Origin of the sequence: Gordonia sp. ABKF26 (assembly GCF_041103195.1) — a bacterium.
Lineage (GTDB): Bacteria > Actinomycetota > Actinomycetes > Mycobacteriales > Mycobacteriaceae > Gordonia > Gordonia terrae.
On sequence record NZ_JBGCVZ010000003.1, the window covers coordinates 3350481 to 3363228 of the forward strand.

Annotated in this window: 14 protein-coding genes; 4 read left to right on the forward strand and 10 right to left on the reverse strand. The window is 69.5% G+C overall.

Features of this window, described 5'->3' with window-relative positions; all coding sequences use genetic code 11:
• Positions 1–29: 29 nt before the first annotated feature.
• From AB4Z55_RS15475 to AB4Z55_RS15485, 3 genes are all read left to right on the forward strand, one after another.
• A complete protein-coding gene (locus AB4Z55_RS15475; protein WP_004019112.1) occupies positions 30–815 on the forward strand; it encodes a TVP38/TMEM64 family protein in 786 nt (261 codons plus the stop codon).
• 81 nt (positions 816–896) lie between these two features.
• The gene (locus AB4Z55_RS15480; protein WP_101818860.1) at positions 897–1508 is read left to right on the forward strand and encodes a hypothetical protein; all 612 of its coding nucleotides are present in this window, start codon (positions 897–899) and stop codon (positions 1506–1508) included.
• Positions 1505–2155, forward strand: a complete 651-nt coding sequence (locus tag AB4Z55_RS15485; RefSeq protein WP_369520047.1) for a hypothetical protein — start codon at positions 1505–1507, stop codon at positions 2153–2155. Before AB4Z55_RS15480 ends, AB4Z55_RS15485 begins: the two co-directional genes overlap by 4 nt.
• A gap of 16 nt (positions 2156–2171) precedes the next feature.
• Here the strand turns inward: AB4Z55_RS15485 and AB4Z55_RS15490 are convergent, their stop codons facing one another.
• From AB4Z55_RS15490 to AB4Z55_RS15500, 3 genes are all read right to left on the reverse strand, one after another.
• Positions 2172–3395: an SPFH domain-containing protein gene (locus AB4Z55_RS15490; RefSeq protein ID WP_369520048.1), complete on the reverse strand. Its 1224-nt coding sequence runs from the start codon at positions 3393–3395 to the stop codon at positions 2172–2174.
• A gap of 50 nt (positions 3396–3445) precedes the next feature.
• Positions 3446–3874: an NfeD family protein gene (locus tag AB4Z55_RS15495; RefSeq protein WP_004019116.1), complete on the reverse strand. Its 429-nt coding sequence runs from the start codon at positions 3872–3874 to the stop codon at positions 3446–3448.
• 82 nt (positions 3875–3956) lie between these two features.
• Complete coding sequence (locus AB4Z55_RS15500) at positions 3957–4784, reverse strand: DUF3097 domain-containing protein (RefSeq protein ID WP_064570799.1); 828 nt, start codon at positions 4782–4784, stop codon at positions 3957–3959.
• Between the two features lie 143 nt (positions 4785–4927).
• Between AB4Z55_RS15500 and AB4Z55_RS15505 the strand changes: the two genes are divergently transcribed.
• Positions 4928–5797: a serine/threonine protein kinase gene (locus tag AB4Z55_RS15505; protein WP_369521025.1), complete on the forward strand. Its 870-nt coding sequence runs from the start codon at positions 4928–4930 to the stop codon at positions 5795–5797.
• Here the strand turns inward: AB4Z55_RS15505 and AB4Z55_RS15510 are convergent.
• The 7 genes from AB4Z55_RS15510 to AB4Z55_RS15540 form a co-directional block, all read right to left on the reverse strand.
• Positions 5783–6442: a hypothetical protein gene (locus tag AB4Z55_RS15510; RefSeq protein WP_369520049.1), complete on the reverse strand. Its 660-nt coding sequence runs from the start codon at positions 6440–6442 to the stop codon at positions 5783–5785. The genes AB4Z55_RS15505 and AB4Z55_RS15510 overlap by 15 nt on opposite strands.
• A 286-nt stretch (positions 6443–6728) precedes the next feature.
• The gene (locus AB4Z55_RS15515) at positions 6729–7862 is read right to left on the reverse strand and encodes a ferrochelatase (protein WP_369520050.1); all 1134 of its coding nucleotides are present in this window, start codon (positions 7860–7862) and stop codon (positions 6729–6731) included.
• A complete protein-coding gene (gene inhA / locus AB4Z55_RS15520) occupies positions 7859–8698 on the reverse strand; it encodes an NADH-dependent enoyl-ACP reductase InhA (RefSeq protein WP_004019121.1) in 840 nt (279 codons plus the stop codon). The genes AB4Z55_RS15515 and inhA overlap by 4 nt, the downstream gene beginning before the upstream one ends.
• Before the next feature lie 76 nt (positions 8699–8774).
• A complete protein-coding gene (gene fabG1, locus AB4Z55_RS15525; RefSeq protein ID WP_004019122.1) occupies positions 8775–9509 on the reverse strand; it encodes a 3-oxoacyl-ACP reductase FabG1 in 735 nt (244 codons plus the stop codon).
• Positions 9510–9595: 86 nt separating this feature from the next.
• Positions 9596–10564 carry a VWA domain-containing protein gene (locus tag AB4Z55_RS15530; RefSeq protein ID WP_354559528.1) on the reverse strand — a complete coding sequence of 323 codons (969 nt, stop codon included), beginning with the start codon at positions 10562–10564 and terminating at the stop codon, positions 9596–9598.
• 4 nt (positions 10565–10568) lie between these two features.
• Positions 10569–11507 carry a DUF58 domain-containing protein gene (locus AB4Z55_RS15535; protein WP_004019124.1) on the reverse strand — a complete coding sequence of 313 codons (939 nt, stop codon included), beginning with the start codon at positions 11505–11507 and terminating at the stop codon, positions 10569–10571.
• Positions 11497–12696, reverse strand: coding sequence for a MoxR family ATPase (locus AB4Z55_RS15540; RefSeq protein WP_004019125.1), 1200 nt, complete (start codon positions 12694–12696; stop codon positions 11497–11499). Before AB4Z55_RS15540 ends, AB4Z55_RS15535 begins: the two co-directional genes overlap by 11 nt.
• Positions 12697–12748 lie beyond the last annotated feature (52 nt).

Consider the following 12748-nt stretch of genomic DNA (forward strand, 5'->3'; position numbering starts at 1 on the left):
CGTCGCGGGGTCCAGAGTAGAGTGTCCGGGTGCCCGATCCTTCCACTGTCAGCGAGGACGTCGCCGACCCGATCGGGACCGATGCCGCCGATGCCGCGGACGCGGGAGCGACCGGCGACGCCCGGACCCCGGTACCCGGCCGCCGGCGATTCGATCGCCGAACCGTGCGCCGGGCGCTCTTCGCCGCCGCACTCCTCGCAGCCGTCCTCGCCGGTTCCTACTTCGTCCCGCTGCCCTCGATCGTGAGCGTGCGCGACTGGGGCGCCGACCTCGGCCCGGCCTTCGTGTGGGTGTTCTTCCTCGCCTACGCGGTGATCACCATCGCGCCGATCCCGCGTTCGACGTTCACCGTCATGTCCGGGGTGTTCTTCGGGCCGCTCGTCGGCTTCGCAGGGGCGATGATCGCCTCGTCCATCGCGGCGGTGGCCGCGTTCGCCCTGGTCCGCCGGGTCGGGCGTGATCGCGTGCAGCCCTATCTGAAGACGCCGGTGGTCCGGGCCGTCGAGTACCGGCTCGAGCGACGCGGCTGGCTGGCGGTCGGGTCACTGCGCTTCATCGCGGCCTGCCCGTTCTCGGTGGCGAACTACTGCTCGGCCCTGTCGTCGGTGCGTCCCGTGCCGTACGCGGTGGCCAGCATCCTCGGGATGGCCCCGGGTACCGCGGCCGTGGTGATGCTCGGCGATTCCCTGACCGGTGACACGCATCCGGCTCAGCTGGCGGTCACCGGCGGCTTGTTCGCGATCGGCATCGCCGGCCTGGTCTTGGACTCGCGCCTGCCGGTGGTGCGCGCCGGGGCGACAAGCTCCGAGCGTTGATGGCCACCGATCAAGCCATCAGTCTTGATTCATCCAGCTCCATGCCTTGATTCACCCTGATCAAGCATATAGCCTTGAGTGATGTTCGTTGTGACCGTCGACCAACGGGGCAGCCGGCGCGACATCGACCGGGTGGACCCCGTCCTCGCCGCACTCGAGGCGGTCGACACCGTCCGCGCCTTCGAACGCACCGCGGGTGACGAGATCCAGGGCATCCTCGCCGACCCGGTGGCCACTGCCCGACTGGCCGTCGAACTCACCGCCGACGGGCACTGGAGTGTCGGCATCGGCGCCGGCGATGTCGACGAGCCCCTCCCCCCGTCCACCCGCGCCGGGCGCGGACCCGCCTTCGTCCACGCCCGCGACGCCGTCGAGGCCGCCAAACGGCAGCGGATACCGCTGTGCGTCCGCGGCCCCGACGCCCGCTGGTGCCGCCACGCCCAGACAGCCGGCCGGCTCATCGCCGACGTCATCACCGCGCGCAGTTCCGCCGGGCGGGAGGCGGTGGAACTCATGCGGCGCGGCCTGACCCAGGTCGACGCAGCCGCCGAACTCGCCATCACCCCGCAGGCCATGAGCCAACGCCTGCGTGCCGCGGGCTGGGATCTCGAATCCGACTCCCTCGACCTCGTCGCCGATGCGCTCGCCGAGGCAGACCGACGGATGACAGCACCGACCGGAGGACCGGAATGACCACCGCCGCGATCGTCCTGCTGCTCCTGACCGCCCTGACGACGCCGATCTGGGCACTCGCGACGCGCACACGGCGCGGCCGGGCTCCGGTGGCCGTCGTCCGCAGACTCGACGTGATCGGAGCCGTCGTACTCCTCCTGCTGGCCTCGATCGCCGCCGTGCTCGCCGCCGCAGCCGGGCCCGCGACCGGCTTCCTCGCATCGGCGGTCCCGGTCGTCGCCGCCCTCGCGGCGGTCACCGGCGGCGGACCCGTGGTCCGGACGGTTCTCGTCGCCGGCGGGGTCGGCGCGCGAACAGGCCGCGGGCCCGACGCCCCGGACTCGCCGGACCACGAACCGGGCGGCGACGCCGAATCACCGGACGCCCCGGAGCACCCGGCACCCGACGCCGACGGACCGGCCGGGGCCACCGACGGCGGCCCGCTGCGCGGCGGCCGCGTCATCGGCTATCTCGAACGACTCGCGGTCGTCACCACGCTCATGGCCGGATGGCCCGAGGGCCTCGCAATCATCCTCGCCGTGAAGAGCCTCGCCCGTTATCCCGAACTCCGCGCGCCGCACGCGGCCGAGCAGTTCATCATGGGCACTTTCGCCTCGGTGATGTGGGCCGTCGGGATGGCGGGGATCGAACACCTCGTCATCCGCTGAACGCGGCGCCGACCGACTACGTCGTGGGCTCGGACGTGCCCGGATCCGCGGGTTCGGACCAACCGCCATCGGTGAGTTCGGCCGGCTCGGTCCCGACCGGCGGTACATGTCGTGAGGCGCGCCCGGCGCGCGCCGTGATCTCGGGCGCGACCGGGGTACGGGCGACCGCCTCGGCCTCGGCGACCGCCTGCGCGACCTTCGGATCCGAGGCCATCGAGAACCAGTCCTCGGTCTCCGTGTCGTCGATCGGCGAGGGCGGCGAGTTCGTCGGCTCGTACCGGAACACCCCGTCGTCCCCCTGCACACCGAACGACTTGGCGAATCCCTGTAGGGCCGAACCGAAGTCGGAGGGTACGACCCACACCTTGCTGCCCTCGCCCTTCGCCATCTCGGGCAACTGCTGCAGATACTGATAGGCCAGGAGCTCGGGCGTCGGCTTGGCCGCCTTGATCGCGGCGAAGGTCTTCTCGATCGCCTTCGCCTCACCCTGCGCGTTGAGGTACGACGCGGCCCGCTCGCCCTGTGCCCGGAGGATGCGCGACTGCCGGTCGGCCTCGGCCGCGAGGATCGCGGCCTGCTTGGCACCCTCGGCGGCGAGGATCTGCGACTGCTTGTTGCCCTCGGCGGTCTTGATCGCCGACTCGCGCTGGCCCTCGGCGGAGAGGATCGTCGCCCGCTTCTCGCGGTCGGCCTTCATCTGCTTCTCCATCGACTCCTGGATCGACGGCGGCGGCATGATCGATTTCAGCTCGACGCGCGCGACCCGGAGTCCCCAGCGGCCGGTCGCCTCGTCGAGGACGCCGCGCAGCTGACCGTTGATGGAGTCGCGAGAGGTCAGGGTCTCCTCGAGTGTCATCCCGCCGACCACGTTGCGCAGGGTCGTGATGGTCAGCTGTTCGACGCCGGCGATGTAGTCGTCGATCTCGTACACGGCGGCCCGCGGGTTGGTGACCTGGAAGTAGACGACCGTGTCGATGGACAGGGTCAGGTTGTCCTCGGTGATGACCGGCTGCGGCGGGAACGAGACCACCCGCTCACGGACATCCACGCGAGCGCGGATGCGGTCGATGAACGGCAACAGCAGCGTGAGTTGCCCGGACACGGTCCGCGTGTAGCGGCCCAGTCGCTCGATCACCGCCGCCTCCGCCTGCGGGATGAGAGCCACCGACTTGACCAGCATCACCACCACGAGCAACACGAGCAAGACGAGGACGGTCAGGCCGAAGATCTCGTACTCCATGGTCACCTTCCTGCGTTGTCGTTCCTACGTGTCCGCACTGCCGCCGCGGATCAGGCGCGCCACACCACCGCGGTCGCGCCGTCGATCTCCACGACGGTCACGTGGGTTCCCGGTTCGAGCACCTGAGACGGATCCATCGTGCGGGCCGACCACACGTCGCCGTCGATCTTGACCCGACCGTCGGTGGCGTCGACCTGTTCGGTCACCACCGCGGGCCGACCCTCGAGAGCCTCGGTGTTCATCAGCACCGCGGGCCGGTTGAGCATGTGCCTGCGGGCGATCGGACGAACCGCGACGAGCAGCAACACCGAGACGAGTGCGAAGACGACGCCGTCCACCCAGAGCGGTGGCTCGAAGACGAAGTCGACGCCCGCAGCAGCGAGTGCGCCACCGGCCAGCATGAGCAGGACCAGTTCGCCCCCGAACATCTCCGCGACCGTCAGGACGATCGCGGCCGCCAACCACAGCAGGGCGCTCATGCGTCCAGTCTGCCAGAGATGTCCGAACCCCCTTCGGCGCTCGCGACGCGGACGCATCCCTGTCCGCGTCCGGCCGGAGTGGTCACCTGGGCTCTTCGGCCGCGGTCACGAAGTCGATGAGTTCTTCCACCGAGCGCAGGAGGTCGACCTCGAGGTCTCGGAAACTGCTCACGCCGCTCAGCACCCGGCGCCAGCCGTCGCGCGGCTCCCCCCAGCCGAGTTCCGCGCACACCCCCGTCTTCCAGTCGGTGCCCCGCGGAATCCGCGGCCACGCAGTGATCTTCACCGACGCGGGCTTCACGGCCTCCCAGACGTCGATGTAGGGGTGCCCGCACACGAGGACGTGCTCCCCGACCTCGGCGGTCAGGTGTGCTTCTTTGGACCCGGCGACCAGATGGTCGACGAGGACCCCCGCGCGTCGATGAGACGCGGGTTGGAACTCCTCGAGCGCCGCATCGAGGTTGTCGAGTCCGTCGAGACTGACGACGACCACACCCTCGGCGCGGAGATCGTCGCCCCACACGCGTTCGAGAAGCGTCGCGTCGTGCACGCCCTCGACGAAGATCCGGCTCGCGCGGGCGGTGCGCGCGCGTGCACGCGGCGCGGCTCGCGAACCCGAGGCCGTCATGGCCGGTTTCTGCGGGCCCCTGGTGCGCGGCCGGACGAGCGTCACGGGGCGGCCGTCGATGAGGAACGCACCGGGGTGCATGAGGAAGACCCGCGTCTGCCCCCGCCGGTCCTCGAGTCGCACGAGGTCGCCGGCGTAGCTCTTCTCGAGGCCGACGACCGCACCGCAGAATCCGGTGGCGGCGTCCTCGACGACCAGGTCCCGCTCCGCGGCGACCTCCGCGGGACGCGGCTTCGCCCGGCGGGGTTGAGAGAGCACGTCGCGCCCGTAGCGGTCATCCATCGCACACCACCTTCTCGATCCGACCTCTCGCCGCCGCAGCGGAGAGCGTTGCCGCGGCGCACACACCGTATGCCCCGACGCCCCGCTCAGCGGGTTGCCACGCCCGACCCGACCGTCGGCCGCGGCGGTACCCTGGCATCTTGATGAATCGCAGCCGCCTCCTCTCCTCGACCGTCGCGTGGCCGACGTGTGCTCTCGGCGCGTGGTCGGCCGCCTGGCTGACCGGCCGTTGCTCGCCCGACGACGTGATCGAGACGCTGGCGGAGTCCGCCGACCGGCACCTGGTGCAGTGGCCGGACGCCCCCGGTCCGGCAGTCGAACAGGAGTTGCTCCCAACGGGTTCGGGAAGCGGAGTGCTCGACCTCCTGGCGCTTCTACGACCGGCCCGGCGACTCGTTGTCCGTCTGCCCTCGACGGGCGATCCACAGGGGCTCCCGCCCCATGCGGCGACATCGGCCGCCCTCGGCGCGGGCGAGGTCCTGCTCGTCGACGACGCGACGGGCACCGGCACGCTCGCCCTCGTGCCGACCTTCACCGTCACGACGTCCGCCGTGGACGTCGCCGAACCACCGTCCGTCATCTGCACGTGGTACGCCCACCGATATGACACCGCACTCGACCTCGGACACCTCGTCTCCGCGGGACCCAGCGCGGGCGACCTGGAGTACGAGCTGCGGCAGGCCGTCCGGGACGCCACCACGATCATCGGCGGTCTCGGCGGCCGACGGGCGACGGACGCGACCGACCTCCGCGCGCAGCTGGTCGCGCTCACCTCGCGGCATCGGGTCGCCCTGCCGCCCCACATCTTGGACGCCCGGTCGACCCGCCTGATCGACACCGCGGCGCAGGTGGAGGCGATCGTCGACCTCGCGGGCGCGCGCGGCGTGGAGATCGGCGACAGTGCCGGACAATGGGATTCCGGCGACGCGACCCTCCGCGGTCTCCAGGTGTTGACCCGGACCGCGAGGGCGGCCGCGGTCAACCAGACGATTCTGGAGTTACTGCGTCACTGAGTCGCGGTGCTGTTCACCGGCACGGACTTCTCGCAGTCTGGGTGGGCGCTCGGACACGACGCCGTACAGGTCGAGTCCGTCCCGGCTCTCCGTCGCGAACAACGACGCTCCCCATTCGTGGACGAACCAGTCCCGCAGCCGCTCGGAGCCGGTCCAGGCGTAGTACGGCCGGGCCGCCGCGACACAGAACCGTTCCACTTCGCGCATCATGCCGGTGAGGGCGTCGCCACCACGGCATTCCGGGAGCACTGCGGCGAGGCGCACGTCGACGGCATCGGCAGCCGGCGATGGCAACTGCGCGCTGGTGAGAAAATCGATCAGCCGCTCCCGGAGTCCGGGAATGGTCGCGGCCCGGAGAAAATCGGCCGGAACGAGTGGCGGCGAGCCGTCGGGTGACAGATCGGCATCGTGCGGATGCCAGATCAGGATTCCCACGAGCCGACCGTCTTGGTGAGATCCGATCACATATCCGGCCTCGAGATGAGGCCGCACCAATATCTCGGCCAGCCATTCACAAAGGGTGGGATCGGCGATGTGTTCGCCCAATACCCACCGGTACAGCGGGATCTCGTCGACCGCCCGGGCCAGGAGCTCGGCGGCGGGCCGTAGATCGGCTGTGGTGAGTGTCCGCTCTGCGGTCAACACTTGGTCACACGTCCAAACAGGGTGGTCACACAGCGGTGGGCCGCGTCGACGACGCAGCCCACCGGAGGCGAACACTCTCAGCTGACGGGTTCGCTGCTGCCCTCGGCGGAGCCGGTGGAGAGTGTTTCGAGAATCGGTCCGAGAAAATCGATTTCGAGTTCGATAGGTCCTTCTGCCATGGGGATTCCTCTCTCACATTCGCACCCTGATTCAGGTGCGCGTACCAAGAGAGTTGCATTTCGGTTGAGGCACAGATTACATTTTGATCCATTCCTATACCGAATCGTTATGTTCGCGAATCGCTTCCCATTGTCGGCCGAATCTGGTCGGCCACCCTCCTCTTCGGTCGCGCCGCAGGCACACAACACCGATCTCGACACGTACGACCGTTGTCGCCGCACCCCATGGCGGACAGATCGCCGTCGCCCCCGGCGTAACCCTGGACGAAGTCGCCGATCATCGAGATGAAACGCGGATCGGGACCCACGGTGGCGGCGCGCGCATAGTCGATGCCCAGCCGTTCGGCGACCTCGGCGCCCTCGTTGTCCAGATCCCAGATCACCTCGAGATGGTCGGAGATGAACCCCACGGGGTACACCACCACGCGCCGGACCCCCTGGGCAGCAAGGCTTTCCAGATGATCACAGATGTCCGGCTCGAGCCATGGGATCTGCGGCGGACCCGACCGCGACTGCCAGACCTGATCGAAGTCGGTGACGCCGAGTTCGTCGGCGACAGCCTGTGAGGCAGCCATCACCTGGCGCGAGTACAGGCCGCCGCCGTCCGCTGCGGGCCCCGACGCGGCGTCGGCCGAGGTCGGTACCGAGTGGGCGGTGAACACCAGCCGCGGGGTCTCGTCACCGGGGCCGAGCGTCTCGAACGCGCGGCGTACCGCGTCGGCCCCGGCCGCGACGAACGCCGGATGCGACCAGTACTGCGGAAGTTTGCGCAACACCACCGCGTCGTCGGGACGACTGCTGCCCGGCTCGCGTTCGGCCAGTGCTGTCAGCGCCCGGTCGATGTCCTCGTGATACTGCCGGCAGCCGGAGTAGCCACCCCACGCCGACGTCGGGAACACGAGGATCCGGCGATGTCCGGCCCGATACATCTCGGCCAGTGTGTCCTCGACCATCGGGTGCCAGTTGCGGTTTCCGAAGTACACCGGCAGGTCGACACCGCGCCGGCCGAGCTCGTCGCGGAGCGCGTCGATCATCTCCAGGTTGAGCCGGTTGATCGGCGAGACACCACCGAAGTGGAGGTAGTGCTCGGCCACCGACTCGAGCCGCTCACGCGGGATTCCGCGACCACGGGTGACGTTCTCCAGGAACGGCATCACGTCATCGGGTCCGTCCGGCCCGCCGAACGACAGGAACAGGACGGCATCGAAGGGCGCGGTGTCGCCCGGTGCTGGCGAGCTCATGAGCCGGTGGTCATGCCCTCCGGGAACCAGGTGTTGTGGCTGGCGCCGCCGTCGACGTAGACGATGGAACCGGTGGTGGCCGGCAGCCAGTCGCTGAGCAGTGCGCAGACCGACTTGGCGACGACGGTCGGGTCATCGACGTCCCAGCCGATCGGCGACGCACCGTCCCAGTACTCGTTGAGCATGTTGAGCTGCTTGGCGTCGTCTGTCGCGGTCCCGGCGATGGCCTTCGCGGCCAGGGTCTTGATGGGACCGGCGGCCACGAGATTCGATCGGACGTTCTTGGCGTTGCCGACCTCGCGCGCCACGTACCGGTTCACCGATTCCAGCGCAGCCTTCGCCACGCCCATCCAGTTGTAGTACGGCATCGCGGTGCGGGGGTCGAAGTCCATGCCCACGATCGATCCGCCCTCGTTCATGGCGGGCAGCACGGCCCGGGCGAGCGAGGCGTAGCTCCAGGCCGAGATCTCGAAGGCCTTCGCGGCGTCGGGGCCGGGCCCCTCCAGGAACGGCTTGGCCTCGGGGCCCATCAACGTCCGGGGCGCGAAGGCGATCGAGTGCATGACGCCGTCGATGCCCTGCGGTGCCAGTTCGGTGATCTTCCCGGCGAGTGCGTCGAGGTCGTCCTCGTTGGTGACGTCGAGACCGATGGCCGGCGGCACCTCCTTGGGCAACCGCTTGGCGATCCGGTCGATCAGCCGGAGCCGCTCGGGGATGCCGGTGATGATGACGGTCGCGCCCTGCTCCTGCGCCATGGCGGCAGCGTGGAAGGCGATCGACGCATCGGTGATGATGCCCGTGATGAGGACGGTCTTCCCGTCCAGGATTCCGCTCACGTGGATGTGCTCCTGAGATCGACGTTGATTGACGTGCCGTGTGGCCGCGCATGGCGGCTCGGTGATCGGGTGACGGTCAGTGCCCCATGCCCATGCCGCCGTCGACGGGCAGGACCGCACCGGATATGTAGCCGCCCTCGTCGGAGGCGAGGAAGCTGATGGCCGCGGCGACGTCCTCGGGCTTGCCGGTACGGCCGAGCGGGATGGCCTGCTTGGCCATCTCGATGTAGCGGTCCTCCATCGACGCGGTCATGTCCGTCTCGATGAATCCGGGCGCCACGACATTGGCGGTGATGTTCCGGGACCCGATCTCACGTGCGATCGAGCGCGCCATGCCGATCAGGCCCGCCTTCGAGGCGGCGTAGTTCACCTGTCCGGGGATGCCGGACATCGCGACCACCGAGCCGAGGAAGATCATGCGTCCCCACTTGGCGCGCTGCATCCCCTTGGTGGCGCGCTTGGCGCACCGGAATGCGCCGGTGAGGTTCGCGTCGACGACCTTCTCGAAGGAGTCCTCGGACAGTCGCATGAGGAGCATGTTGTCGGTGATGCCCGCGTTGGCGACGAGGATCTCGACGGGGCCCTGGTGCTCCTCGACCTCGGCGAACGCGCGGTCCACCGACTCGGAGTCGGTGACATCGCACTTCACGCCGAACAGTCCGTCCGGGGCCCCGGAACCACGATGGGTCACCGCGACCCGGTGACCGTCGGCCGCGAGGCGCTGTGCCACGGCCAGGCCGATTCCGCGGTTGCCGCCGGTGACCAGGACCGAGCGGGAGGGATTCTGCGCTTCGTTGCTAGCTGCCGTCATGGGTGTTCAACCTATCCGTTCTCGTTGCGTGGGTGGCACGCGGTCGGCGCGCGGGGGCGCGGCGGCACACCCCGGACACCTCCGCGTCAGGGCAGCCGGCGATTGATCGCCAGCGCGGCGAACGCCGACACCAGCGCAAACAACGTACCCGCGATCAGCCACGGCTTCGAATTGTCCCCTCGCCGGGTCTCATAACCGATCTCGTCCTGCAGCTGCTCGTAGACCTTGTTCAGTTCGTCGAGGCTGGCCGCGGTGAAGAAGTCGCCGCCGGACAGGTTGGCGATCTTGCGCAGCGAGTCGTCGTCGACCGGGACCGGCACCCGGTCACCCTCGAGTTCGACGGTGCCCGTCCGGGTGCCGAAGGAGATGGTGGAGACCGGGATCTTCTCCTCCTTGGCCTTGCGGGCAGCGGTGAAGGCACCGCGCGGATCGTCGGGGTCGTCCGGCACGGTCTCCTTGCCGTCGGAGAGCAGCACGATGCGCGCGGGCGGCGCGCCCTCGGTGCCGCCGAGCACCGCGTTCAGGGTGCTGATCTGCTGGAGCGCCGCGAAGATGCCCTCGCCGGTTGCCGTCTTGTCGTCGAGACGGAGTTTGTCCACGGCGACCTTGGTCGCGTTGTGGTCGGGTGTCGGTGACACCAGGCTCGCCGCGGTCCCGGCGAAGGAGATCAGACCGAGATTGATCCCCTCGGTCAGCTCGTCGGCGAACTTCTTGGCCGCCTCCTGGGCCGCGCGGATCCGGGAGGGCGACACGTCGGTGGCGTTCATCGATCGCGACACGTCCATCACCAGCACCACCGTCGCCTTGTTGCGCGGCACCTTCCGATCCGCCTGCGGGCCGGAGAGCGCGACCGTCAGCAGGATCAGCGAGATGATCAGGAGCGCGATCGGCAGGTGACGCAACCGGCCGCGGTCGGCCGGGGCGACCGACTTCAGCAGGTCGAGGTTCGCGAAGGTCAGCGCGCGTTGCCTACGGCGCCGCAGCATGTACACGTAGGTTACGCCGAGCAGCACCACGACCAGGAGCAGCAGCAACCACCAGGGACTGGACAGCATCGGCCTACCCCACCCCCGCCGCGAGGCCGCGACGGCGTTGTGCGACGAACTTGACGGTGTCGGCGATCCATTCGCGATCGGTACGCAGGGTCAGGACCGCCCCGCCACAACTGCGCAGCGTGCGGTGGACCCGCTGCTGGTGCGCCGCGGCCGCGGCCGCGAAGTCGCGTCGGAGATCTTCGGTGATCGTCACGTCGTGGATCTCGCCGGATTCCGCATCGGCCAGCGTGACCTCGCCGATCGCCGGCAGATCGAGGTCGCGGGGGTCGAGGACCTCGACCGCGAGCAGTTCGTGATGCGCGCCGATGGCGCGGAGCGAGCGTTCCCAGTCGATGGGTCCGAGGAAGTCGCTGATGACGACCGCGAGCCCGCGCCGACGCTGGGGCCGGCGGAGGGCCTCGATGCCCGCCCTCAGATCGCCGCGCACCCCGGGAGAACTGCGTCGGGTCGTGGCGATGGCCTTCAAGAGGTTCTGTGCGTGCGCGCGTCCCGCCCGGGCGGGAACCCGCACGAGGTCGTCGCCGGTCACCACCAGCGCGCCGTGCCGGTTGCCGCCGCCGGTCGTGAGATGGACCAGCGCCGCGGCCGCAGCCACCGCGAGGTCACGCTTGGTGCAGTCGACGGTGCCGAAGTCGAGACTGGCCGAGGCATCGACGACGAGCCAGGTCTCCAGTTCGCGGTCGGCGATCATCTGCCGGACATGCGGCTGCGTGGTGCGCGCGGTGACCGACCACTCCATCCGCCGGACGTCGTCGCCCGGCTGGTAGGCCCGTGCCTCCCCCGGTTCCGAACCCGGTCCGGGAATCAGTCCCAGGTGCTCACCCTGCAGCACGCCGTCGAGCTTGCGCCGCACGGTGAGCTCGAGCATCTTCAGGGCCGCGGTCAGCTGCGGCTCGTCGAGCAGACCGGCTCCGAGGCGCGGAAGGTCGCGATTAGCCGCCATACTGAGGTGAATTCCGGTTCGCCGGTGCCGAATTCGGGTCAACCGGTCCGGCGGACTGCGAGACCTGCTGTCCCGCATACCCATTCGGCCCGTGTCCACCGTTGGGCGCCTGCGGCTGCCCGGCCGGGTACTGCCCCTGCGGGATCGGCTGCGCGCCGACCTGCGGCAGTCCGACGGTCTGCAGGACCCGGGCGATCACCTGGTCGGCGTCGATCTCGTCGGCGAGCGCGTCGTAGGACAGCACCAGTCGGTGCCGGAGCACGTCGGGCATGATCTCGACGACGTCCTGCGGGATCACGTAATCGCGACCGCGGACCAGCGCCAGCGCGCGAGCGGCGGCCACGATGCCCAGGGTCGCGCGCGGCGATGCCCCGTAGGACAGCCAGGAGGCGACGTCGTTGAGGCCCAGCTCGGCCGGGCGGCGGGTCGCGTTGATGACGCGGACGACGTAGTCGACGAGGGCGTGGTGGACGAAGACGTTCGCCGCGGTCCGCTGCAGGCGCAGCATCGCGGCCGGATCGAGGACCTGGGACGCGGTCGGTGGGACGTTGCCCATCCGGTAGACGATCTCTCGCTCCTCCTCCACCGACGGGTAGTCGACGAGCACCTTGAACAGGAAGCGGTCCCGCTGGGCCTCGGGCAGCGGGTAGACGCCCTCGTTCTCGATGGGGTTCTGGGTCGCCATCACCAGGAACGGATCCGGCATCGAGTAAGTCTTGCCGCCGATCGAGACATGCCGCTCGGCCATCACCTCGAGCAGGGCGGACTGCACCTTGGCGGGTGCGCGGTTGATCTCGTCGGCCAGCAGGAAGTTCGCGACGACCGGGCCCAGCTCGGTGTCGAATTCCTCACGGCCCTGGCGGTAGATACGCGTACCGATCAGGTCGGTGGGCACCAGGTCGGGGGTGAACTGGACGCGGGAGAACGACCCGCCGACGACGCGGGCGAACGTCTCGACCGCGAGCGTCTTCGCGACACCGGGCACACCCTCCAGCAGGATGTGGCCTCGGGCGAGCAGACCGACGAGAATGCGCTCGACGAGCTGATCCTGGCCGACGATGACGCGCTTGACCTCGTAGATGGCCCGTTCGAGCAGGGCGACGTCGGCGTCGCTCAGCACCGAGGAGTCCGCTCCTGCCGCCCCGGGATCCCCCGTGGCCGCCTTGCCGAGGGAGTGCGATTCGGTCAACCCGTGCTCCTGTTCCTCTGAACTGCTGTTCTTCTCGGGCGGCGAGGCGTCA